Origin of the sequence: Methylobacterium aerolatum (assembly GCF_022179085.1) — a bacterium.
Lineage (GTDB): Bacteria > Pseudomonadota > Alphaproteobacteria > Rhizobiales > Beijerinckiaceae > Methylobacterium > Methylobacterium aerolatum.
Genome location: NZ_BPQE01000046.1, coordinates 1 through 23763, shown reverse-complemented (window position 1 = coordinate 23763; position 23763 = coordinate 1). Strand labels below are relative to the sequence as shown.

Below are 23763 nucleotides of genomic sequence, written 5' to 3'. Positions count from 1 at the left end.
GGAAACCCGCCGCGGCCGGGCCGGGCGGGCTTCCTTCGATCGCGGGAAATCCGGCGATCAGCAGTCCTTGTCGGCCATGTTGGTGGTCGAGCGGGCGGCGGCGGCGTTGTTCATGGCGCCGACCGTGCCGGGGGAAGCCGGCTGGTTGCCGCCGGCCATGTTCTTGGCGGCCGGATCGGTGTTGTTCGAAGCCGAGGTGCCGGCGGTGCCGGTGGGGGCCTGCGTCGAGCCCACGTTGTTCATGGCGCCGACGGTGCCCGGCGAGGCCGGCTGGTTGCCGCCCGCGAGATTGGCGCTGCCCTTGTCGGCGGTCGAGCTCTTCTCGTTCATCGTCTGCGAATCGGACTTCGTGGTGCCCGTGTTGCAGGGAGCCGCATAGGCAGACCCGGCCGTGAGAGCGAAAATCGCGGCAACGCCGATCGCGCGTGTAACCTTCATGAGACATTCCTCCGGTGGTTGTAATCGCCGGAAGAATGACCTGATCTGCCCATAAGTTCCGGGATAATGTTCCATATCGATGCCGCACCGCGGTCCTTCTTGCCGGGGAACGTGCGAACGGGTACGGAATTTCCCGGGTGGATGCCCGTCGGGGTGTAGCGCAGTCTGGTAGCGCACCTGGTTTGGGACCAGGGGGTCGTAGGTTCGAATCCTATCGCCCCGACCATTATCCGCCGCCGAGTTTCAGGAGCCTGTCGACCACGATGCCGAGCGCCCGCATCTACCGCCCCGCCAAGGATGCGTCCCAGTCGGGCACGGCCCGGACCAAGCAATGGGTGCTGGTCTTCGACCAGACCAAGCCGCGGGAGACCGACCCCCTGATGGGCTGGTACGGCTCATCGGACATGATGCAGCAGGTGCGGCTGGAATTCGACACCCGCGAGGAAGCGGTGGCCTACGCCCAGCGCGAGGGCATCACCTACCGCGTCGAGGAGCCGGGCAAGGACACGGTCCGCAGGGGCCTGTCCTATTCCGACAACTTCAAATTCAACCGCACGGCCCCCTGGACGCATTGATCGCGCGAGCAATCGGAGCGCTTGGTTCGTTGGGGCGGTCTCCGCTCCGTCGGCGCGGGCGCAGCAAATCTAGTCGGAGTAGCGGAACGCCGCCGGATCGCGTCGCCCCACTCACGATGACACCGAAGACCTCGGCTTCCTACGCCTTCCGTTTCGCCTCCCACGCCGGATAGGGCGACGGACCGTCCGGGCGCAGCTGCGTGAGTCGCATGGGCTGCTCCTCCAGGGGGCGGCACAACTCCCAATAGAGTTTGGCGCTGCCCGCCCCGTGCTCTTCCGCCTCCTCGGCGCTGAAGGCGAAGTAGCCGCGCTTGAAGCCGGCCATCCGCATCGCCGCGTGGCACATGGGGCAGGGGCGCCCGCTCGCGTACATTACGCAGTCGGAGAGGTCGCGGGTGCCGAGGAGGCGGCTCGCCTCGCGCAGGGCCACCATCTCCGCATGGTTGGTGGCGTCCTCGGTACGGTGGACCGTGTTCGCGGCGCGGGCGATGACCGTGCCGTCCCGGACCACGACCGCACCGTACGGCGTCCCGCCCTCAGCGATGTTCGCCTCGGCGAGGGACACCGCCTCGGCCATGAACTCCTCGTGCTGTTCCACTCTGCGCCTCCGCCGATCGCGGCGGAAGCGGCCGCCGCGCCTGCGCCAACGCCCCGGGCGGTCGTGGGTTCAGGCGTGGCTCATTCCAGGCGGTAATCCGAGAGCCGGACCCGGCGGGCGGACCGGCGGTAGGCGAGGACCGAGCCCGGCCAGAGCGTGGTGTTCCGCCCCTGGCGGTCGAGGTACCAGCTGCGGCAACCGCCCGCCTGCCAGATGCTCTTGGCCATGCTCCGCCGGATGCGCTCCACGAACCGCTCCTGCGCCGCTCCCCGCACCTCGATGCTGCGGTGACCGCGTCCGAGCGCCCTCAGGCATTCGACGACGTGCCGCACCTGGATCTCGATCATGGCGATGATCGAGTTGTGCCCGAGGCCGGTATTGGGCCCGAGCAGGATGAAGTAGTTGGGGAACCCTGCGACCGTGATGCCCTGATAGGCCTGCATTCCGTCGGCCCAGGCGTCGGCGAGGCGGCGACCGCCGCGGCCGACCACCTCCGCCCGCAGGAAGCCGCCGACGACGTCGAAGCCGGTGGCGAAGACGAGGGCGTCGAGGCGGTGGACCGTGCCGTCGGCCATGGCGATCCCCTCGGGGACGATCCGCGCGATCGTGCCGGTCTCGAGGGTCGCATTCGGCCGCTGCAGGGCAGGATAGTAGTCGTCAGACAGCAGCACGCGCTTGCAGCCGAAGCGGTAGGGCGGCGTCAGCTTCTCACGAAGCGCCCGGTCGGCCACGGATTTGCGCAGGTGGGACCGTGCCATGGCCTCGCCCTGGGCCGTCACCTTCGAGACGCGGGTGAAGCCTAAGAGGGCGGAAACCTCCAGCCGCCAGAACAGGCGCGCCCGCTCCAGCCAGCGCAGGATCGGGCGGCGCGCGTAGCGGGCCTTGCGAGCCTCGGGGATGGGATGGTCGTTCTTCGGCAGGATCCAGGGCGGCGTGCGCTGGAACAGCGTCAGGTGACCGACCTCTCCGGCGAGCGCCGGCACGACCTGCACGGCGCTCGCGCCCGTGCCGACGATCCCCACGCGTTTGCCGGCGAGATCGACCGTGTGGTCCCAGGCGGCGGTGTGGAAATGCGCCCCCCGAAAACTCTCCCGTCCGGGAATGTCCGGGAAGGCCGGGTGATGGAGGCCGCCGGCGGCGGAGACCACGGCGCGGGCGAGAATCTCGCCCCTGTCGGTCTGCACCCGCCACAGGGCGCGGTCCTCGTCCCAGGCGGCACGGGTCAGGGTCGTGCCGAAGCGGATGAGGGGCAGGAGCCCGTGCGAGCGCGCGACGTCGCGGAGATAGCCCTCGATCTCCGGTTGGCGGGCATACATCCTGCTCCAGTCGGCCTTCGGCGCGAAGGACAGGGAATAGAGGTGTGAGGGCACGTCGCAGGCCGCGCCGGGATAGGTGTTCTCCCGCCACGTGCCGCCGACGCCGTCGCCCTTCTCGATGATCGCGAGGGGGCCGATCCCGGCCTCCCGGCAGCGGATTGCCATGGCGATGCCGGAGAAGCCCGCCCCGACGATCAGGACCGCGAGCACGCCGCCGGAGTTCTGCCCCTCGGTCATGCGGGCACACTCCGGCTGGCGGAGTGGCGCTTGAGGAAGGCCGCCGCCTCGTCGAGGGAGGCCGTCGCCTCGGGCAGTACCTTGTCGGCGAACTGCCACGCATGGGCGACGACGGGGAAGATCCTCACCGAAGCCTCGACGCCCGCCGCCTGGGCGCGGTCGGCCATGCGGACCGAATCGTCGAGCAGCACCTCGCGGTCGCCGACATGGAACAGCAGCGGCGGCAGCCCGGTGGGATCGCCGTAGACCGGCGAGGCCAGGGGCGCACGGGGATCGCCCGCCCCGGTGTAGAGCGGCGCGACCTCGGAAATCGATCGGGCGCCGAACATGGCGTCCCGGCGGGCGTTCCGCACCCGCGAGCCGCCCTCGGCCGCGAGATCGGTGACGGGCGAGAACAGGCAGGCGGCCTGAGGCATGGGCAGGCCTCGCTCGCGGGCGGCCAGCATCAGGGCGAGGGCCAGATTGCCTCCCGCCGATTCGCCGGCGAGGCAGGCCGGGCCCTCCGCGCGGAAGGCCGTCCAGGCGGCGACGACGTCCTCCAGGCCCGCCGGAAATGGATGTTCCGGGGCGAGGCGGTAATCCGGGGCGAAGACCGAGAAGCCCCGGCGGGCGACGGCGCCGGTGAGCGGCCGGTGCGTGCGCGGCGAGCAGGCGACGAAGCCGCCGCCGTGGACGTAGAGCAGCCGACGCTCCGGCCTGCCGGACACGGGATGGATCCATTCCCCGGGTACTCCGCCCACGGTCCCGGCCTCGAACCGCACGTCGCGGGGATCGGGGAAGGACGGACCGCCGAGCACGCGGCGGACATCCTCGACGCTCGTCGCCGCCGCCAGCTGCGCCTTCACCCGGCGCCGCACCATCCAGGCGCCGATATAGGCCCGCAGGGATGCCATCCTAAGCCTTTCCACCCGAGAGCCGGGTGATTGCCGCCCAATACCGCGCGGGCATGAGGCGCTGGACCAGGGATGCCACCCGCGCGTCCCGGCCGATGATGAGGCGCGGCGCCCGCCGCTCGATCCCCCGGACGATCGCGGCGGCGGCGGCCTCGGGCGGCATGGTCAGGAGTTTCTCGAAGGCGACGCGGCCTGCCTCGTCGGCGAGCCGCCGCTCCTCGGCGAGGACGGGATCCTCGAGCGGGCGCGGCCCCCTGGCGTTGCGGGCTATGCCCGTGGCGACGCCGCCGGGATGGACGACGGTGACGCCCAGGCCCGTCCCCGCATATTCGTGGCGGAGGGCCTCGCTGAACCCGCGGACGCCGAACTTGCTCGCCGCATAGGCCGTCTGGCCCGGCGGCGCGATCAGGCCGAACAGGCTCGACAGGGTGACGATCTGCGCGGCCGGCCGGGCGACGAGCATCGGCAGGAAGGCATGGCAGAGCCTGACCACGGCCCTCAGATTGACGTCGAGCACCCACTCGACATCGTCGAGGTGCGTCTCGTCGAACCGGCCGCCCAGGGCGACGCCGGCATTGTTCACGAGCAGGTCGAGACGCCCGAACCGGTCCGCCACGGAGGCGGGCAGGGCGGCGATGGAAGCGGCGTCGGTGAGATCGAGGATGTGGGTCGCCGTGTCGGCGCCGAGGGCCTCGGTCCGCGCCGCGATGGCGGCGAGCCCGTCGGCATCGCGGTCGACCAGGACGAGGGAGCATCCCTTGGCCGCCAGGGCCAGCGCGAGGGCGGCTCCGATGCCGCCGGCCGCTCCCGTCACCAGGGCGACGCTCCCGTTCAGCCGGAACCGCTGTGCCAAGCGCCTCTCCCGTGCCGCCCGCCGGCCAGGGAGCCTGATATCCGATGACCGGGGCAGCGCCCATACGAAAAAGCGCCGCCCCCCATTTCGGGGAGCGGCGCCTCGAAGATCTGACGGTCCGCGATCGACTTAGTTGAAGGTGTCGATCTCAGCGGACTCGTAGCTGGTGACTTCCATGCCGACGCAGATCTCGGAAACGACGGGAGCGGACCAAGCCATTGTAAATTCCTCCTGTTGCAGACTTCAGATTTGTAGTGAGCGACAACTGGGACGGGCCTGACGGCCCGTCGGATCAGTTGAAGGTGTCGATCTCGGCCGACTCGTAGCTGGTGACTTCCATGCCGACGCAGATCTCGGACACGACGGGGGCAGACCAAGCCATGTGACTGTCTCCTGCACTATGTTGCACCCGAAGCGCGGCAGCGCCGAGGGCCATTCATTTGTTCCGCGTCCTGCGACCGCCAAAACGCCCCAGACCGTGGTCCGGGCCGCCTCCGTCGCCGGCTGCGATGAGAAGGATATAGCGGTTGTTTGGGGCGCAATACAAGCGGGCGCTAACTTATATTTCTCATATGGACAGTCGTCGCGCCGGATTTGCACAATCGGCGTGTTCCCCAAAGGCCGCACGCGACCGGCCCTCACGGCTGCGGCGCGCTTTGGCCTTGACGGCCCGGTTTCCCGGGCGCACGAGGCACCCGCGCGGACCTGCTCCGGCGGACTCGCGCTCCCTTCAGCTCAGACCCGTGAAGCGACGTGCCCGACCGATCGTGCCTGCCGCGCCCGGCCCCGCGCCGCCGCTCCGTCTGAGCCGCCGTCCGGTCGGCTGAACGGTCGGCCAGACGGGTCCGGGGGCGGCCTGACATCCCCCGGCGCGCCGCCTCGTCCCATGAGGCGCGTCATGAACGAGATGGCTCTTTTCGACACCCGGGTCGAGCCGGCGGCGCTCGCCGCACGGCTCGCCGACGAACGCGCGCCCGATATCGTGGAGGCGCTGAACGCCGAGGCCCCCGAGGTCGCCACCGCGATTCTCCTCGGCCTGCCGATGGAGAGGGCGGTCGAGGTGCTCGACCAGCCCGAACTGGAGGCGGCGAGCGAGATCATCGAGATGCTGCCCCGGGACCGCGTGGCGGCCTTCCTGTCCGGCATGTCGGCCGACCGGGTGACGGACGTGTTCCGCGAGATCGAGGAGCCCGGCCGCTCGGACCTGCGCGCCCGCCTCGACGCCGAGACGCGGGGCGCCGTGGACCGCCTGTCGGCCTACGGCGAGGAGACCGTCGGCTCGCTGATGACCACGGAGTTCGTCACGGTGCCCGGCACCTGGACAGTGGCGCAGACGCTGGAATACGTCCGCCATGTCGAGAAGACCCGCGAGACGATCTACTCGATCTTCGTCCTCGATCCGCGGACCCGCGCGCTCACCAAGGCGGTGCCGCTCCGGCGCCTCATCTCCGGCAATCCGGAGGACAACGTCCTCAGCGTGGCGCCCGGCCGGGCGCCGCTGGCCGTCTCGCCCACGGCGCGCCGCGACGAGGCCGCGCGCCTGATCTCGAAATACGACCTTCTCGCCCTGCCGGTGGTGGATGCGGTCGGGCACGTCATCGGCATCGTCACCGTCGACGACATGATCGACGCCATGGTCGAGAAGCAGACGCAGGACGTCCAGCGCTTCGGCGGCATGGAGGCGCTGCCCGAGCCCTACATGGATATCGGCTTCCTCACGATGATCCGGAAGCGGGCCGGCTGGCTCTGCGCCCTGTTCCTCTCCGAGATGCTGACGGCGTCGGCGATGCAAGGGTTCGAGGGCGAACTGGAGAAGGCCATCGTGCTGACCCTGTTCATCCCGCTCATCATGAGTTCGGGCGGCAATTCGGGCTCGCAGGCCACGTCGCTGCTGATCCGCGCCCTGGCGCTCCAGCAACTGCGCCTGCGCGACTGGTGGAAGGTGGCTCTGCGCGAGTTGCCCACCGGGATCGTGCTCGGCACCATCCTCGGCATCATCGCGGTGATCCGCATCGTGGCGTGGCAGAAGCTCGGCTTCTACGATTACGGCGAGCACTGGCCGCTCGTCGCGGCGACCGTCGGCGCCGCGCTCGTCGGCATCGTCACCTTCGGCTCCCTGTCGGGCTCGATGCTGCCCTTCCTGCTGCAACGGATCGGCTTCGATCCGGCGACCGCCTCCGCGCCCTTCGTGGCGACGCTGGTCGATGTGACGGGGCTGGTGATCTACTTCTCGGTGGCGCTGCTGATCCTGCGCGGGACGCTGCTGTAGCGCGCAGCAACTACCCGGAGCCGCCGCCGACCGGGCGAAGCCCCACCCGTCGAAGGATCCCGCGCCGTTTGTGCGAGCCGACGTGGGCGGCTCCGGCTCTGGCCGTCGGCCGTCGATGCATCGGCTCCCGCGCGCGAGGGCGGGGGGGCTACGACAACGCGTCCACCAAGCGCTTCCGCTGCACCTTCCCGTTGGGTGTGCGGGGAAGGGCGTCGAGGAAGCGGATTTCCCTCGGGCGCTTGTAGGCGGCGAGGCGCTCCGAGCACCACGTCAGCAGCGCCTCGGCATCGGGCGCGAAGCCGGGCTGGAGCACGACGAACCCGCAGATCACCGACACGTCGGCCCGCACCGGCAATTCGGTGACGCCGACCTCCGCCACCGAGGGATGGCTGCCCAGCACCACCTCCACCTCGTTCGGAGACACGCGGTAGCCCATCGCCTTCATCAGGTCGTTGTTGCGGCCCTCGAACCAGAGGTACCCGTCCTCGTCCAGGCGGGCGAGGTCGCCGCCGACGAACCACTCGCCGCGCATGACCTCCGCCTCCTCCTCCGGGCGGTTCCAGTAGCCGAGCATCAGCGCGGGTTCGGAGCGGTGGACGGCGAGCAGCCCGCTTTCTCCCGTCGCCAGCGGCTCCGGCGGCCCCTCGACGGGGAGGATCGCGACGCGGCGCCCCGGCTGCGGCTTGCCCGGCGAGCCGGGGCGGACCGGGATCGTCGGCCCGCTGGAGACGTAGGTGGAAATCTCGCTCATCCCCAGCGCCTCGTAGAGGGGCTTTCCGGTGGCTTCCGTCCAGGCGTCCAGAAGCTCGGTCGAGAGGGGCTCTCCGGCGGTACAGCCGTGGCGCAGGCTCGCGATGTCGTGGGAGGGAAGGTCGCCGTATTTCAGGATCTGCCGGAAGAGCGTGGGGACGGCGGCGAAGATCGTGGCGCCGTATCGCGCAATCAGGCGCGGCCAGACCAGCGGATCGCGCGGGCCATTGTAGAGCACGGCCGTGGCGCCCACCGCCCAAGGGTCCGAAAGACCGACGCCCAGGGTGTAGGTCCAGTTCATGGTGCCCGCGTGGAGCATCACGTCGGCGTCGGTGATCCCCAGCCAGTGCGCGAGCATCGGCCGCCGGCCATAGGTGGCGCGGTGGCCGTGGCAGACGCCCTTCGGGCGGCTGGTCGTGCCGGAGGTGTAGATCAGCATGGCCGGGTCGTCAGCCGCGGTGTCGGCATAGGCGGGCAGGGGATCCCGCGCCTTGAGCGCCGCGATGGCGGCCGGATCGAGCACGACGCGCCCCGCCAGCGACGCCGGATCGGCGGTGCAGCCGCTCGCGAGCGCCACGGCGGCCGCGCCGGAATTCTCCATCAGGAACGCCGCCTCAGCCTCGGTGAGTTGCGGCGAGGAGGGGAGGGACACGAGGCCCGCCGCCATGGCTCCGAAATGCAGGAGGGCGTAGTCCGCGTCGTTACCCATGCGGATCATCACCCGGTCGCCCGGCACCAGCCCGAGCCCGAGAAGCCCCGCACCGATGGCGCGCACCGCCCGGTCCACCTCCGCGAAGGTGAGCCGCGCCTCGGTGCCGTCGCCCACGAGGATCAGCGCGGTCTTGTCCGGCCGGAGGCGGGCGTTCTCTCCGATGCAGTAGCGGGCGGCGTTGAAGCGGGCGGGCGGGCTGCGGTCGTCGCTCAAGGGCGTGTCTCGCGGGCGGTTCGCCGCCCCGTGCGGGTTGGCGTCTGGGGTCGGGTCGGTGCTGAGGGCACAGCGAGGTTGTACGCGCCGCGCCGTCGGCGCCCAACCCCCGCCACGGGCCGGGGAGAGGGCTTCCCTCAGGTTCGCCGCTGCAGATCCCGCTCCTCCAGCCCCTTGAGCACCTTGTCGAGGGTCATGGGATAGTCGCGGATGCGGATGCCGGTGGCATTGTAGATGGCGTTCGCCACCGCCGCCCCCGCGCCGCAGATGCCGAGTTCCCCCAGGCCCTTGCTCTTGAGCGGGTTCGCCTTGTCGTCGAGTTCGGGCAGGAAGAACGCATCCACGTCCGGCACGTCGGCATGGGCCACGACGTGGTACTCGGCGAGGTCGTGGTTGACGAAGTAGCTGTAGCGAGGGTCGATCACCGCATCCTCCATCAGCGCCGCGCCGACGCCGAAGATCATGCCGCCGATGGCCTGGGAGCGGGCCGTCTTGGCATTGAGGATGCGCCCGCCGGTGAAACAGCCGAGCATCCGCCGCAGCCGCACTTCCCCGGTGTCCATATCGACGCCGACCTCGGCAAAATGCGCGCCGAAGGAGTATTGCGAGTACTTCTTCTCCATGTCGCCGGGCTTGATCTCGCCCTTGGCCTCCAAACCCTCACCGACGAGGTCGGTGAACGGCACCGCGGAGCGGTTGCCCGCCTTCACCGCGCCGTCCGCGAAAGCGGCCTCGTCCGAGTTGATGCCGGCCTTCGTGGCGAGCGCCTGACGGAGGTTGTCGCAGGCGACATACAGGGCCGAGCCGGCGGACGCCGCACCGAAGGAGCCGCCCGAGCCGGCGGCCTTCGGGAAGTTGGTGTCGCCGAGTTCGACGCGGACCTTCTCCGGCGGCAACCCCATCATCTCGCCGCCGATCTGGGTGAGGATCGTGTAGGTGCCCGTGCCGAGATCGGTCATCGCCATCCGCACCACGAGGACGCCGTCCGGGCCCAGCCGCACGCTCGCCGAGGAGGGTTTCAGCGGGTTCTGGCGGGCGGCGGCCGAGACGCCCAAGCCGACAAGCCACTGCCCGTCGCGGGTGGCGCCGGGCTTGGCCCGCTTGTCCCAGCCGAACCGTTCGGCCCCGGCCTTGAGGCAATCCACCAGACGGCGGGTCGAGTAGGGGATCTTCTTCTCGGGATCCTCGGTCGGCTCGTTGCGAATCCGAAGCTCGATCGGATCGAGGTTCAGCCGCTCCGCCAGCTCGTCCATCGCGCATTCGAAGGCGAGCTGGCCCACGGCCTCGCCCGGCGCCCGCATGGAGGAGGCGATGGGCAGGTTGAGGTTCACCATCCGGTGCTTCGTGACGCGGTTCGGCGCCGCGTAAAGCGAGCGGGTGACGTTGGCCGAGGTTTCGTAGAACCCGTCACCCATCGCCGTGTCCGACCACGATTCGTGGGAGATGGCGCTGAGGCGGCCATCCTGATCCGCGCCGAGGCGGATCCGCTGGATCGTGTCGGTGCGGTGGGTGGCGACGTGGAATTCCTGCTGGCGGGTCAGCGCCACCTTCACCGGCCGCTTGATCACCTTGGAGGCCAGAGCCGCCAGGGTCGCCTCGGGCACGGCCTGAAGCTTCGACCCGAAGCCGCCGCCGATATAGGGCGTCACGATCCGCACCCTCTCCGGCGGAAGCTTCAGCACCGAGCCGATGGCGGGCTGGCCCCGATTCGGCATCTGGTTGGCCGAGTAGAGCACCACGCCGTCGCCATCCGGGCCTGTCTCCCACGAGGCGATGGTGGCATGCGGCTCCATCTGCGCATGGATCTGCGTGGGCGTCGTGTACTCCACGTCGATCTTGACCGGGGCTTGCGCGAAGGCGCCGTCGAAATCGCCGAGCGCGGAATCCGGCTTCACGCCGGGCGAGGTGGTCATCGGCTTCGGCTCGTAGGCCTCGGCCAACCGGTCGCGCAGGAGGCCCCGGGGCTTGGCCTTGTCGTAGGTGACGGCGACGAGCATCGCCGCGGCGCGGGCCTGCTCGAAGGTCTCCGCGACCACGAAGGCCACGGGCTGGCCGTAGAAGGTCACCTCTCGGCCCTGCAACTGCGGCCAGACCTGCTCCTTCTTCTCGCCCTGGGCGGGCACGTTCTCGTGGGTCATCACGTAGATGACGCCGGGCGCCCGGCGCGCCGCGTCGGAATCGATGGCGGTGATCGTGCCCGCCGCGACCGTCGCGGTGACGATCATGCCGTAGGCGGGGTTCGCCAGGGCGTGGGTTTCGTAGGCGTAGGGCGCGCGGCCCGTCACCTTGAGCGGCCCGTCGACCCGGTCGAGGGGCTTGCCGACGAGACCGTCGGGGCGGTCATCGAGCGGCGTGCGGCCGATCGGCTGGTTCATCTCCATGGCGGATGTCCTGCGTTCGGCGTCAGGTACGGGTGGCCTGCGCCACGACGGCGCGCAGGGTCCGGCGGGTGAGGGGGATCTTGAAGTCGTTGGCGCCGTAGCCGCGCGCGCCCTTCAGCACCGCGTCGGCGGCGGTGTCGGCGGAGCCGGTGCGGACCAGCGCCTCCTCGGCCTGTGCCACGCGCCACGGCTTGTGCGCGAGCCCACCGAATGCGAGGCGTGCGGCGCGGACCTTGCCCGCCCCCTCCGCGGCGATCACCGCCGCGATGGAGATCGTGGCGAAGGCGTAGGAAGCCCGATCGCGCACCTTGCGGTAGATGTGCACGCCCTCGACGGGCTTCGGCAGGGTCACGGCGGTGATGATCTCGCCCTTGCGGAGATCGGTCTCGGTCTGCGGCGTGTCGCCCGGAAGCCGGTGGAAATCGGCCATGGGGATGGCCCGCGTCGTCCCGTCCGGCGCCATCGTCTCGACGGTGGCGTCGAGGGCGCGCATCGCGACGTTCATGTCGGACGGGTTGGTGGCGATGCACTGGTCGCTGGTGCCGAGCACCGCCATGATGCGGTTGAACCCGCCGATGGCGGCGCAGCCGGAGCCCGGCTCGCGTTTGTTGCAGGGCATGGCAGTGTCGTAGAAGTAGTAGCAACGGGTCCGCTGGAGCAGGTTGCCCGCCGTGGTCGCCTTGTTGCGCAACTGGCCCGAGGCCCCCGCCAGCAGGGCGCGGGACAGGACGGCGTAGTCCTTGCGCACCCTGGGATGGGCGGCGAGGTCGGCGTTGCGCACCAGCGCACCGATCCGCAGGCCACCCTCGGACGTCTCCTCGACCTTGGCGAGGGGCAGGCGGTTGACGTCGACCAGGGTCGCAGGCGTCTCGATCTGCAATTTCATCAGGTCGAGGAGGTTGGTGCCGCCGGCGATGAAGCGCGCGTCCGGCCGGTCGGCCGCGAGTTGCGCCGCCTCCTGGACGGTGGCGGGGCGCTCGTAGGTGAAGGCTTTCATGGCGCGCCCCTCACAGGCTGGAGCCGGAGGAATCGCGGATCGCCGCGACAATGTTGGGATAGGCCGAGCAGCGGCAGATATTCCCGCTCATGCGTTCGCGAATCTCCGCGTCGGTGAGGGAGGCGTTTGCCGTCAGGTCGTCGGTGACGTGGCTGGGGAAGCCGTCCTTCACCTCCTTCAGCATGCCGATGGTGGAGCAGATTTGCCCCGGTGTGCAGTAGCCGCACTGGAAGCCGTCATGCTCGATGAAGGCCGCCTGCACGGGATGCAACGTTTCGCCGTGGGCGAGGCCCTCAATCGTGGTGATCTCGTCGCCCTCGTGCATCGCCGCAAGCGTCAGGCAGGAATTGATCCGGCGGCCATCCACCAGCACCGTGCAGGCGCCGCACTGGCCGTGGTCGCAGCCTTTCTTGGACCCCGTCAGGGCGAGGTGCTCGCGCAGCGCGTCCAGGAGCGTCGTCCGCGTATCGAGGACGAGGTCGCGGGCGCTCCCGTTGACCGTGAGCCGCACGGGCATGGTCTGCGGTGGCGGATCGCCCGGCGCAGGCGTGGCAGCCCGCGCCTGCGCGGCGCCGAGTCCGCCGCTCATCCCGAAGGCGCCGACAAGGGCGCATCCTTCCACCACGGCCCGACGCGTCGGCCCGGCGGGCTTGCCCGCGGAGTGATCCGTCATTCTGAGACCCCGCTCACGAGACGGACCGTGCGTCGCGCGCAGCCCCGTCTGGAATACCGTGGCCCAACGCGGCGCCGCGTACCCTGGATCCGCTCCAGACTGCGCCGGATCGGCGCAAGGGGCCGCCTGGAAGAACGGCCCGGGCTGGACCACGCGGCGCGGCACCACAGTTGAGGGCTCCATCCCCCGACACTCCGGAGAGACCGGCATGGCGACCATCCCGACGCTGACCATGAACGACGGTCGGTCGATCCCGCAGATCGGCTACGGGTGCTGGCAGATCCCGGAGGCGGAGGCGCCGGGCCTCGTCAGGCAGGCCATCGGCGCGGGTTACCGTCTCATCGACACCGCCGCCGCCTACGGCAACGAGGCCGGCGTCGGGCGCGGCATCCGCGAGGCGGAAGTGCCCCGGGACCAGATCTTCCTCACCACCAAGATCTGGAACGACCGGCAGGGACCCGACGCCGCCGGGGCCTTCGAGGAAAGCCTCTCGAAGCTCGGGCTCACCTATGTCGACCTCTACCTGATCCACTGGCCCTGCCCGCAGCGGCGGCTCTTCGTGGAAACCTGGAAGGCGATGATCCGGCTGCGGGACGAGGGGAAGATCCGCTCGCTGGGCGTCTCCAACTTCACAGAGGAACACCTCGCCGTGCTGGTGGGTGAGACCGGCGTGACGCCCGCCGTGAACCAGATCGAACTCCATCCCTACTTCCAGCGCCGGGACGGGCGTGCGGCGGACAAGGATCGCGGGATCGTGACCGAGTCGTGGAGCCCCCTCGGCCGGGGCCAGGAGCTGAAGGATCCCACCATCGAGGCCATCGCGAACAGCCACGGGAAGACCCCCGCTCAGGTGATCCTGCGCTGGCACACGCAGATCGGATGCATCGCGATCCCGAAGTCCGCAAACCCGAAGCGAATCGTGGAAAACATCTCGCTGTTCGACTTCGAGCTGACCGCCGATGAGCTGGACAGGATCGCGGCGCTCGACCGGAAGGACGGCCGGATCGGGCCGGACCCGGCAACGTTCTGCTGAGCGACCGGTCGTCATGGCTTCGCTGCGCTGGCGATGACGACCGGTGATTTTCCGACACGTGTGCCCCACCCCGTCCGGGCGCTGGGCTAGGCTCACGGCGACTCAGGAGCGGTGGGGCGCGACCCACGACGGCCATGCTGCAGCGCACCGTCAAATTCGCGTCGCAAAAGGTTTATGCTCAAAACTAGCATATCTAGACAGGCGGTCCCCGGCCCCATAAGTTAGGCGGCGCAATGCTCAAAGTGAGCATAATGGAGGACGCCATGACGGCGACCGTCGCACCCGCTGCCCGCATCCCCGGCGCCCTGCCGCTGCCCGACCTCTACGCCCGGGTCAGCCGCCATGTCCCGGCGATCGAGTGGCCCGCCCTCGCGCCCGACATCGAGGCGATCCTGCGCCTCAAGCGCGAACGCAACGCCGTGATCCTGGCCCACAATTATCAGGCGCCGGAGATCTTCCACACGGTGGCGGACATCGTGGGCGACAGCCTCGCCCTGGCGCGGGAGGCCGTGACCGTCGATGCCGACGTCATCGTGCTGGCGGGGGTGCACTTCATGGCCGAGACGGCCAAGCTCCTGAACCCCTCGAAGACGGTCCTGATCCCGGACATGGGTGCGGGCTGCTCGCTGGCGGATTCGATCACCGCCGAGGACGTGCGCGGCCTGCGGAAAAAGTATCCGGGCGTGCCGATCGTGACCTACGTCAACACGTCGGCGGCGGTGAAGGCGGAGTCGGACCTGTGCTGCACGAGCGGTAACGCCGTGGCCGTGGTGCGCTCGCTCAATGCCCCACGCGTCCTGATGATCCCGGACGAGTTCCTGGCGCAGAACGTCCAGGCCGAGGTGCCGGACGTCGAGATCCTGACCTGGGCCGGGCACTGCGAGGTGCACGAGCGTTTCACCCCCGCCGACATCCGCGACGTCCGCGAGAGTTACCCGGGCGTCACGGTGATCGCGCACCCGGAATGCCCGCCGGACGTGGTGGCCGAGTCCGACTTCTCCGGCTCGACGGCCATGATGATGGACTTCGTGGTGCAGAAGCGCCCGTCGCAGGTCGTCCTCGTCACCGAGTGCTCGATGGCCGACAACATCGCGGCGCAGAACCCGGATATCGAGTTCATCAAGCCCTGCAACATGTGCCCGCACATGAAGCGGATGAGCCTGTCCAACATCCGTCGCTCCCTGGAGACGCTGACCCACGAGGTCACGGTCGATCCGGCGCTCGCCGACCGGGCGAGGGCGGCGGTGGAGCGGATGCTTGCGGTGAGGACGCGATGAACGCCCTCTCGCGCAACCCGTCCGACCGTGTGGTCGTGGTCGGCGGCGGCGTCGCCGGCCTGAGCGTCGCCCTGCGGCTGGCGCCGCGCCCCGTGACGCTCGTCACCGCGTCCCCCCTCGGCCTCGGCACCGCCACCGGTTGGGCGCAAGGGGGCATCGCCTCCGCGATCGCCGGAGACGATTCCGCCGGCCTGCACGCGCAGGACACCCTGACCGCCGGCGCCGGGCTCACCGAGCCCGACGTCGCCCTGCGCATCGCCGCCGAAGGCCCCCGCCTGATCGAATGGCTCGTCGATCTCGGGACGCCCTTCGACCGCACGGAGGCGGGTGCCCTGGCGCTGGGCCTGGAGGCGGCCCACAGCCGCCGCCGGATCGTCCGCGCCGGCGGCGATTCCACCGGCGCGCGGGTGCTCGACACCCTCGTTCGGGCTGTACGCCTCGCGCCCTCCGTCGAGGTGGTCGAGGCGCGGGCCGTCGGCCTGCTCCGCGACGGGAACGGCGCGGTGGCGGGGATCGTCGCCGAGAGCGACGGCGCCCGCTTCCGCATCCCGGCGCGCGCGGTCGTCCTCGCCACGGGCGGCCTCGGAGGACTCTACGCCTCCACCACCAATCCGCCGGGCGCGGTGGGCGGCGGGCTGGCGCTCGCCGCCCGCGCCGGGGCGGTGATGCGCGACATGGAGTTCGTGCAGTTCCACCCCACCGCCATCGCGGCGGGCCGCGATCCGATGCCGCTGGCCACCGAGGCGCTGCGGGGGGAAGGCGCGCGGCTGATCGACGAGACCGGCGCTCCCGTCATGGCGGGCATCGCGGGCGGCGACCTCGCTCCCCGGGACGTGGTGGCGCGGGGCATCTTCCAGGCCCTGCAACGGGGCCGGACCGTCTACCTCGACACGCGCGGGGCGCTGGGCGCCTCCATGGCGACGCGGTTTCCCACCGTGGCAGCGCTCTGCGCCTCGGTCGACATCGATCCCGCGGCGCAGCCGATCCCGGTCCGTCCGGCGGCGCACTACCACATGGGCGGGGTGAAGGTGGACGCCTTCGGCGCTTCGAGCGTGCCCGGCCTGTATGCCTGCGGCGAGGTTTCCTCCACGGGCCTGCACGGGGCGAACCGGCTGGCCAGCAACTCCCTCCTCGAAGGGCTCGCCTATGCGGGCTTCATCGCGGACGGGCTCGATGCACCGCCCCCCGGCCCCGCTATGCCCGAGCCCGTCGCGGACCGGCGCGGGGGAGATCTCCCGGCGATCCGCGGCCTGATGGAGACGCGGGTGGGCGTGGTGCGCGAGGAGGCCGGCCTGCGGGAGGCCGTCGCCGCCCTCGCTCCGATGGCGGAGACGAGCGAGGCGGCCGTCGTCGCCTCCCTGGTCGCCCGCGCGGCCCTCGCCCGCGAGGAAAGTCGCGGTGCCCACTGGCGCAGCGACCATCCGCACCAGAGCCTGCCCTGTCACACCGAGGCGACGGTGGCGCAGGACGACATCGCCACCTGCCCGATGGCCGGCCTGCCGATGGCCGCGGAGTGAGAACGGTCCGATGAGCGACTTGCTGCCCCTGCCGCGCCTCCTCGTGGAGCCCATCGTCCGCGCCGCCCTGGTCGAGGATCTCGGCCGGGCGGGGGACATCACCACCGACGCCACCGTCCCGCCGGGTGCCCGGATGCGGGGCGTCATCGCCGCCCGCCAGGACGGCGTGATCTCCGGCACCGATGCCGCCGCCATCGCCTTCGCCCTGGTGGATCCCGAGGTGTCGGTCACCGTCGAGCGGGGCGACGGCACCCGGGTGTCGCCCGGCGACGTGGTGCTGCGCCTCGACGGGCCGGCGCGGGCCGTCCTCACCGCCGAGCGCGTGGCGCTGAACCTGCTTTGCCGGATGTCGGGCGTCGCCACGGCGACGAACGGGCTGGTCGAGGCCGCACGCCCCCACGGCAAGGCGTCCATCGTCTGCACCCGCAAGACCACGCCGGGCCTCCGCTCCCTGGAGAAGCACGCCGTGCGGGCGGGCGGCGGCTCGAACCACCGCTTCGGCCTCGACGACGCGGTGCTCATCAAGGACAACCACATCGCCGTGGCGGGCGGCGTCCGGGCGGCGATCGAACGGGCCAAGGCGCGGGCGGGGCACCTCGTGAAGATCGAGTGCGAGGTCGACACGATCGACCAGTTGAATGAGGTGCTGTCCATCGGCGTCGATGCCGTGCTCCTCGACAACATGGGCCCGGACACGCTGAGGGAGGCCGTGGGCCTGATCGACGGGCGCGCCCTCGCGGAGGCGTCGGGCCGGATCACCGTTCAGACGGTCGGCGCCGTCGCGGCCTCCGGGGTGGACCTGATCTCCTGCGGCTGGATCACCCACTCGGCGGCGATTATCGATCTGGGATTGGACGCGGCCTGAGACGCGGCCCCGTTCTCGCTGGCAGAGCGAACCAATGACGGGCTGTGGATTGCACCCGCATTGAAAACCGCGGCGCTCACGCGTAGATGCGCGGCGCCAATTCCTGAACCAGACCGGGAGGTTCTTCCGTGAGCGAGACGATCGAGCGGCACGAATTCGGGGCAGAGGTGGGTCGCCTCCTCGACCTCGTCGTGCACGCGCTCTACTCCGACCGCGAAATCTTCCTGCGCGAACTCGTGGCCAACGCCGCCGACGCCATGGACCGGCGCCGATTCGAGGCGCTGACCAGCGCATCGAGCGCGCTGCCGCCGGACGCCAAGGTGCGGATCACCCCCGCCAAGGAAGGCCGGACGCTGACGATCTCTGATGCCGGCATCGGCATGGCGAAGGAGGATCTCGCCTCCAGCCTCGGCACCATCGCCCGCTCCGGCACCCGCGCCTTCTCGCAGAGCCTGGAGGCCGCGAAGGCCGAGGACCGGCCGAGCCTGATCGGCCAGTTCGGCGTCGGCTTCTATTCCGCCTTCATGGTGGCCGACCGCGTGACGGTGACGTCCCGCAAGGTCGGCGCGGACGAGGCCTGGACCTGGGCCTCCGAGGGACAGGGCAGCTACACGCTGGAGCCGGCCGAGCGCGTGGAGCCCGGCACCGACATCGTCCTTCACCTGAAAGACGACGCCGACGAATACCTCGAGCCCTACCGCCTCGATCACCTCGTGCGGAAGTGGGCGGATTTCATCACCGTGCCCGTCGCCATCGTCAACGAGGGCAAGGAGGAGGCTGCGAACCAGGGCACGGCCCTGTGGCGCAAGCCCAAATCCGAGATCACCGAGGAGCAGTACGCCGAATTCTACCGCTCGGTCGGTATGAACTTCGACAAGCCCTGGGCGACTCTGCATTGGCGGGCCGAGGGGCAGCTCGACTTCGCCGCGCTTCTCTTCGTGCCGGGCATGAAGCCCTTCCAGCCGATCGAGAACGAGCGGCAGAGCAAGGTGCGCCTGCACGTCCGGCGGATGTTCATTACCGACGAGGCCGAGTTGCTGCCGCCGTGGCTGCGCTTCGTGCAGGGTGTGGTCGATACCGAGGACCTGCCCCTCAACGTCTCCCGCGAGATGCTGCAATCGACCCCCGCACTCGCCAAGATCCGCAAGGCGGTGACGGGCAGGGTCGTCAGCGAACTCACCGCCCGGTCGAAGAAGAACGAGGATTACGAGAGCTTCTGGGAGAATTTCGGCCCCGTCCTCAAGGAGGGGATCTACGAGGATTTCGAGCGCCGCTCCGAGATCGCCCCGTTGCTTCGCTTCCGCTCCTCCGCCGTGGAGGGCTGGACGTCGTTCGCCGAATACATCTCACGCATGAAGGACGGGCAGGAGGCGATCTACTACCTCGTGGCCGACGACGTCGAGGCGCTGAAGTCCTCGGCGCAGCTCGAAGGCTTCCGCGCCCGCGGCCTCGAAGTGCTGCTCCTGTCGGACCACGTCGATGCCTTCTGGCCGGAGCAGCTCGGCAGCTTCGAGGACAAGAAGCTGACCTCCGTCACCAAGGGCAACCTCGACCTGTCGAAGTTCGCCCCCGAGGGCGGCGAGGCGGAGCCGGCAGAGGGGATCGACGCCTTTGTCGCGGCGGTGAAGACCGCCTTGGCCGAGGAGGTGTCCGACGTGCGGGTCACGGACCGGCTGGTCGACAGCGCGGTGGTGCTCTCGGCGGGCGGCGGCCCGGACCTGCAAATGCAGCGCCTGCTGCGGCGGGCCGGGCGGGCGAGCGGGGCGGGCAAGCCCACCCTCGAGCTCAACCCGCGCCACGCGCTGATTCGCGCCCTCGCGGCGGCACCCGAATCGGACGCGGCCGAGGCCGCCGGAACGCTGTTCGACCTCGCCCGCATCCAGGACGGCGACAGCCCCCGCGACCCCGCAGCCTTCGCCCGGCGGGTCTCCTCCGCCCTGGCACAGGCCCACGGTCGTCGGGAGTGACCTGACAAACGGGGGGAGCCGTCGCCGGGCGTGCGCCACGGCACCCGCTGCGGCGGCTCCCGCGGTTGATCATTCGGAAACGTGGGGGTCATAACTTCGCCATTGGCCGGGGGCATGCCCCCGGTGAAAGCGCGGGCGCGGTGGGGGCCGCAGGCGCGAACCTCAACTCCGGCGCGGATCCTCAAATCCCCGCCCATCGGACGTGGCATGATTCTCGTCGAGGCCGAAGCCGGGACTGGACAGGCGCTCAGCGCCGTCCGTAGCCGCATTCATGCCCGCGCCTACCGCCACAGCACCCATGTGCGTTGGCTGCGGCGGCTGATCCCCGTGGTCGCAGGCGGCGCCACGGCGCTGCTGCTCGCTCACCTGTTCAATCCCTTCGCCGCGAACCTGCCGGGCGTCTCGGTCGGCCCGGTCACCCTGGCCGGGTCCAAGGTGCGGATGGAGAATCCGCGCCTGTCCGGCTTCCGCAAGGGCACGCGCGCCTACGAGGTGACCGCCGCCGCCGCCCTGCAGGACGTGCGCAAGCCCAGCCAGATCGAGCTGGAACAGATGCGCGGCCATGTGGCGACCGACGACGACGGCGGCATGGCGCGCCTCTCGGCGGCCACCGGGCTGTTCGACAGCGCCCGCGAGGCCCTCGACCTGAAGGACGACGTGCGCGTCTGGACCGACAAGGGCGAGGAAGCCCGCCTCAAGACGGCGGCGATCGCCTTCAAGACCGGCTCCATCGTGTCGAAGGATCCCGTCACCGTCACGACCCAGAAGGGCACCGTGGATGCCGACGGGCTCGACGTGGTGGAAAACGGCAAGGTGATCTCGTTCATCGGCAACGTCCGCGTCGTCATCAACCCGGACACCCTCGACAAGGCCAAGGGGGCCGGTAAGGAGATTGCGGGTACGCCCGAGACCGCGGCCGTGCGCACCACGGACGCCATGCCCGTGGAAATCCGCAGATGATCGCCGCCCGCCTGCTCTCCGCGACGCTCGCCGCCTGCCTCGCCTTCGCCGCCCCCGCCATGGCCGAGAAGGCCGCGAAGTCCGATGCGCCCTCCGGATTCGGCGCCATCGGCGGCGGCGGCAAGGACCCGATCAAGATCGATGCGGACCGCCTCGACGTCTTCGACAAGGAGAACAAGGCGATCTTCGCCGGCAACGTCGTCGCCGTGCAGGGCGAGAGCACGATCCGCTGCTCCTCGATGACCGTGTTCTACAAGCGCGGCAGGGAGGCGAGCGACAAGGACAAGGGCGACGCGGGGGGGCAGGAGGCCGCGCCGAAGGCTCCGGGCGAGAACGGCATCAAGAAGGTGGAGTGCGCCGGTCCCGTCACCGTGACGCAGAAGGATCAGGTCGCCACCGGGGACCACGCGGTGTTCGATCAGGATGCCAAGCGCGTCGTGCTCACCGGCAACGTCGTCCTCAGCCAGTGCCAGAACGTCACCCGCGGCCAGCGGCTCGTGTATGACATGAGCACCGGCCGGGCGAACATGGATCCGGTGGCGGGCGGGCGCGTCTCGGCGATGTTCGTCCCCGGCGAGAAGTCTGACGGCAAGGACACGAAGGCGAAGGGCTGCGCGACCCCGCCGGTGAAGCCCCGCGCCCAAGCCGATTGAGTGCCTCCGTGACATTCCAGGCCGGAGCGGGGGCGGGCCGTCCCTCGCTGCTCGGACGGCTGTTCGGCCGCAAGGCACGGCCCGTCACCGAACCCCAAGCCGATGCCGGCAACCCCCTCTTCGACGGCGGTCCCGGCATCCTGAGCGTGCGCGGCCTGCGCAAGAGCTACGGCGCGCGCACGGTGGTGCATGAGGCGGGGCTCACCGTCCGCACCGGCGAGGCCGTGGGCCTGCTGGGGCCGAACGGTGCGGGCAAGACCACCATCTTCTACATGATCACCGGGCTGGTGACGGCGGATCGCGGGCACATCACCCTCGACGGCCTGCCGATCACGCACCTGCCGATGTACCAGCGGGCGCGCCTCGGGATCGGTTACCTGCCGCAGGAAGCCTCGATCTTTCGGGGCCTCTCGGTGGAGGACAACATCAAGGCGGTCCTCGAGGTCGCCGAGCCCGACAGGAAGGCGCGGGCGCGCAAGCTCGAATCTCTGCTGGAGGAATTCGACATCGCGCGCCTGCGGAAGTCGCCCTCGATCGCGCTCTCCGGCGGCGAGCGGCGGCGCTGCGAGATCGCGCGGGCGCTGGCCTCGTCGCCGACCTTCATGTTGCTGGACGAGCCCTTCGCGGGCATCGACCCCATCGCGGTGGGCGACATCCAGGATTTGGTGAAGCACCTCAAACAGCGCGGCATCGGCGTGCTTATCACCGACCACAACGTCCGCGAGACGCTGGGCCTTATCGACCGCGCCTACATCGCCCATTCCGGGCGCATCCTCACCGAGGGCACGCCCGAGGAGATCGTTGCGAACCCGGACGCGCGGCGGCTGTATCTCGGCGAGGATTTCCGGCTTTAGAGCGATTTCGGTTTCATCCGGATCGCCTGCTTGACCGTTTTTGCGAGCGAAGCGAAGCAACCCAGGGATCCGCCACGTTCGGTCAGGTCCCGCTGCCCTGGATTGCTTCGCTGACGCTCGCAAAGACGGGGGCGGCGTATGATCGAGGTCTCCCCGAAAACGCTCCAGCAATCCGCCGGGCGACCCCCGCCGTTATGATGAGAAGAGCGCCTCAGCTCTTCCAGTTCTTCAGCGCGGCGAAGGGACTGTCCGAGCCTGCGGGCTTCTCCGGGTTCAGCACCGTTTCGACCTGGGCGATGGCGTCGGCCAGGGAATAGGCCGACCCGCTCGGCAGGCGTCCGCCCGCCGCGTCGCGGTGTCCGCCGCCCCGGAACAGGCGGGCGCCGTCGAGGGCCGTGCCGTCGATGGAGCGGAAGGACAGCGTCCCGACCCGCTGCACGTTCACCACGCGCTTGGCCCGGCCCGCCTCCATGATCCGGTCGGAGACGCGCTGGAAGGTGCCGGAATCGAGCCCGAAGGACAGGAGCGTCCCGTCTTTGAGGGCGTGGAACAGGGTGTCGGAGCGCGCGAGCGCCCGGGCGAGGCGGGCGCGGGTGGTCTGGCTGGGCTCGTCGTCGGGGGCATCGGTGAGGAGCGCGTCGGCGATGCGCGTGCGCATGGCCACCGCGTCCCGCTCCAGTTCGGCGGGCGTCGCGCCCTCCCGGAGCCGGGCGGCGGCGGCCATCAGTAGGGCGGAGACGAAGCGGTCGTGCCAGGGATGGCCCGGCGGGACGAGATTGGTGGCGTTGTCCCAGAAGATCTCGTCGACGGCGGTGCCGCCGGGGAAGTCCGGCGACTCCTTGCGCCACAGGTCGAGGGCATCGACGGCCTTGATGAGCGCGGCGAGATCCTCGGGCCGTTCCGGCTCGCGGCTCGCGAACAGGGCGCGGTGCGCAAAGGTCATGGCCGTGGCGCAGGAATCCTGATCGACCAGCACCGTCATGGCGGGGTCTCCCATCTCCGCCTGGAGCAGGCCCTCACGGCCGAAGACGGGGGCGGGCTCGAAACCCTGCCGCCCGAGCTGGTCGAGGGAGGAGGCGTGGTGATCGAGGACGACGAGGCGGTGCTTCTCGCCCTCGCGGCGGCGGTTCATGGCGGCAAAGCGCTTGAATCCGGCGATGGTCTGCTCCTCCAATCCGAGATCGGTCATCAGCAGGGTCTCGGCCTCCCCCGTCTTGCCGAGGCGCTTCACCTCGTCCTCGAGCACCGGTCCGACGTCGCTGTAGCGGGAGATGTGGACAATCCGGGAGACGTCGGCACAGGCGGAGGCCACCGTCGAGGCGCCGTATCCGTCGAGGTCGTGGTGGGTCAGCTGGGTCAGGCGCACGCGCGGAACGTCTCCGTGGAGGGAATTCGCCCGTCTGTACGCCGACAGGGCGCCGCAGGCGAGCCGGGAAGACGCATCCGTCGGCAATCCCCATCGCCCACAGGATTAACCTTTTGCTAAGTGCCCGATTGCCGTAAGCCCCGCGACGTGAGAGCTTTCGTTAACGAGAGCTTAATAGTCGGGTCCTGGCGATGGTGTTCGCGGCTTCCACGGTACGAGGTGCGGCTTCGACGCTGCTGCGCCGCCTCGCCGCCACCGCCTTCCTCTCCGTCGCCCTGGTGGGCGGCGCGGCCGCTGCCGGGCAGACCCTGGCGAGCCTGCCCTCCGGCGACGTGGGCGCCCGCGTCCGGGGCGACGCCAAGCCGA

22 protein-coding genes and 1 tRNA gene are annotated in these 23763 nt (G+C 70.2%); 11 read left to right on the top strand and 12 right to left on the bottom strand.

The annotated features are described in order from the left end of the window. Positions 1-57 precede the first annotated feature (57 nt). The gene (locus MFF06_RS21975; protein ID WP_238208200.1) at positions 58-438 is read right to left on the bottom strand and encodes an exopolysaccharide production protein YjbE; all 381 of its coding nucleotides are present in this window, start codon (positions 436-438) and stop codon (positions 58-60) included. Between the two features lie 149 nt (positions 439-587). On the opposite strand from MFF06_RS21975, the gene MFF06_RS21970 reads away from it, so the two are divergent. After that, positions 588-664: transfer RNA gene (locus MFF06_RS21970), tRNA-Pro, on the top strand. Between the two features lie 37 nt (positions 665-701). Continuing rightward, complete coding sequence (locus MFF06_RS21965) at positions 702-1013, top strand: ETC complex I subunit (RefSeq protein WP_238208198.1); 312 nt, start codon at positions 702-704, stop codon at positions 1011-1013. A gap of 139 nt (positions 1014-1152) precedes the next feature. Here the strand turns inward: MFF06_RS21965 and MFF06_RS21960 are convergent, their stop codons facing one another. The 6 genes from MFF06_RS21960 to pqqA (MFF06_RS21935) form a co-directional block, all read right to left on the bottom strand. Next, complete coding sequence (locus MFF06_RS21960; RefSeq protein ID WP_238208196.1) at positions 1153-1611, bottom strand: nucleoside deaminase; 459 nt, start codon at positions 1609-1611, stop codon at positions 1153-1155. Between the two features lie 80 nt (positions 1612-1691). Next, positions 1692-3164 carry a flavin-containing monooxygenase gene (locus tag MFF06_RS21955; RefSeq protein WP_238208194.1) on the bottom strand — a complete coding sequence of 491 codons (1473 nt, stop codon included), beginning with the start codon at positions 3162-3164 and terminating at the stop codon, positions 1692-1694. Beyond that, positions 3161-4057, bottom strand: coding sequence for an alpha/beta hydrolase (locus MFF06_RS21950; RefSeq protein WP_238208192.1), 897 nt, complete (start codon positions 4055-4057; stop codon positions 3161-3163). The genes MFF06_RS21955 and MFF06_RS21950 overlap by 4 nt, the downstream gene beginning before the upstream one ends. 1 nt (position 4058) lies before the next feature. Beyond that, complete coding sequence (locus MFF06_RS21945; protein ID WP_238208190.1) at positions 4059-4910, bottom strand: SDR family NAD(P)-dependent oxidoreductase; 852 nt, start codon at positions 4908-4910, stop codon at positions 4059-4061. Between the two features lie 129 nt (positions 4911-5039). After that, positions 5040-5129, bottom strand: coding sequence for a pyrroloquinoline quinone precursor peptide PqqA (gene pqqA / locus MFF06_RS21940; RefSeq protein ID WP_007559225.1), 90 nt, complete (start codon positions 5127-5129; stop codon positions 5040-5042). A 73-nt stretch (positions 5130-5202) separates the two neighbouring features. Then, positions 5203-5292 (bottom strand): pyrroloquinoline quinone precursor peptide PqqA, encoded by a 90-nt coding sequence (pqqA, locus tag MFF06_RS21935; RefSeq protein ID WP_007559225.1) that lies wholly within the window; start codon positions 5290-5292, stop codon positions 5203-5205. Positions 5293-5808: 516 nt separating this feature from the next. Here pqqA (MFF06_RS21935) and mgtE point away from each other — a divergent pair. After that, entirely contained in the window at positions 5809-7179 is a 1371-nt protein-coding gene (mgtE, locus tag MFF06_RS21930) for a magnesium transporter (RefSeq protein WP_238208188.1), read from the top strand. Between the two features lie 148 nt (positions 7180-7327). Here the strand turns inward: mgtE and MFF06_RS21925 are convergent, their stop codons facing one another. From MFF06_RS21925 to paoA, 4 genes are all read right to left on the bottom strand, one after another. Further along, positions 7328-8854, bottom strand: a complete 1527-nt coding sequence (locus MFF06_RS21925) for an acetate--CoA ligase (protein ID WP_238208186.1) — start codon at positions 8852-8854, stop codon at positions 7328-7330. Between the two features lie 137 nt (positions 8855-8991). After that, positions 8992-11235, bottom strand: coding sequence for a xanthine dehydrogenase family protein molybdopterin-binding subunit (locus tag MFF06_RS21920; protein ID WP_238208184.1), 2244 nt, complete (start codon positions 11233-11235; stop codon positions 8992-8994). A 22-nt stretch (positions 11236-11257) separates the two neighbouring features. Beyond that, the gene (locus tag MFF06_RS21915; protein ID WP_238208182.1) at positions 11258-12232 is read right to left on the bottom strand and encodes an FAD binding domain-containing protein; all 975 of its coding nucleotides are present in this window, start codon (positions 12230-12232) and stop codon (positions 11258-11260) included. Positions 12233-12242: 10 nt separating this feature from the next. After that, positions 12243-12905 (bottom strand): aldehyde dehydrogenase iron-sulfur subunit PaoA, encoded by a 663-nt coding sequence (gene paoA / locus MFF06_RS21910; RefSeq protein WP_238208180.1) that lies wholly within the window; start codon positions 12903-12905, stop codon positions 12243-12245. Positions 12906-13113: 208 nt separating this feature from the next. Here paoA and MFF06_RS21905 point away from each other — a divergent pair, with 208 nt between their 5' ends. The 8 genes from MFF06_RS21905 to lptB all read left to right on the top strand — a co-directional run bounded on the left by MFF06_RS21905 (position 13114) and on the right by lptB (position 22031). Beyond that, positions 13114-13938 carry an aldo/keto reductase gene (locus MFF06_RS21905; RefSeq protein ID WP_238208178.1) on the top strand — a complete coding sequence of 275 codons (825 nt, stop codon included), beginning with the start codon at positions 13114-13116 and terminating at the stop codon, positions 13936-13938. Between the two features lie 263 nt (positions 13939-14201). Continuing rightward, a complete protein-coding gene (nadA, locus tag MFF06_RS21900; RefSeq protein ID WP_370876613.1) occupies positions 14202-15215 on the top strand; it encodes a quinolinate synthase NadA in 1014 nt (337 codons plus the stop codon). Further along, positions 15212-16732, top strand: coding sequence for an L-aspartate oxidase (locus MFF06_RS21895; protein ID WP_238208174.1), 1521 nt, complete (start codon positions 15212-15214; stop codon positions 16730-16732). The genes nadA and MFF06_RS21895 overlap by 4 nt, the downstream gene beginning before the upstream one ends. Before the next feature lie 10 nt (positions 16733-16742). Continuing rightward, entirely contained in the window at positions 16743-17597 is an 855-nt protein-coding gene (gene nadC / locus MFF06_RS21890; protein ID WP_238208172.1) for a carboxylating nicotinate-nucleotide diphosphorylase, read from the top strand. Positions 17598-17725: 128 nt separating this feature from the next. Continuing rightward, entirely contained in the window at positions 17726-19564 is a 1839-nt protein-coding gene (gene htpG / locus MFF06_RS21885) for a molecular chaperone HtpG (RefSeq protein WP_238208170.1), read from the top strand. A 207-nt stretch (positions 19565-19771) separates the two neighbouring features. Beyond that, positions 19772-20524, top strand: a complete 753-nt coding sequence (gene lptC / locus MFF06_RS21880; RefSeq protein ID WP_238208168.1) for an LPS export ABC transporter periplasmic protein LptC — start codon at positions 19772-19774, stop codon at positions 20522-20524. Further along, a complete protein-coding gene (locus MFF06_RS21875; protein WP_238208166.1) occupies positions 20521-21177 on the top strand; it encodes an LptA/OstA family protein in 657 nt (218 codons plus the stop codon). The genes lptC and MFF06_RS21875 overlap by 4 nt, the downstream gene beginning before the upstream one ends. Positions 21178-21185: 8 nt before the next feature. After that, a complete protein-coding gene (gene lptB / locus MFF06_RS21870; RefSeq protein WP_238208164.1) occupies positions 21186-22031 on the top strand; it encodes an LPS export ABC transporter ATP-binding protein in 846 nt (281 codons plus the stop codon). A gap of 211 nt (positions 22032-22242) precedes the next feature. Here the strand turns inward: lptB and MFF06_RS21865 are convergent, their stop codons facing one another. Next, positions 22243-23397 (bottom strand): dimethylmenaquinone methyltransferase, encoded by a 1155-nt coding sequence (locus MFF06_RS21865; protein WP_238208162.1) that lies wholly within the window; start codon positions 23395-23397, stop codon positions 22243-22245. Between the last annotated feature and the right edge of the window lie 366 nt (positions 23398-23763).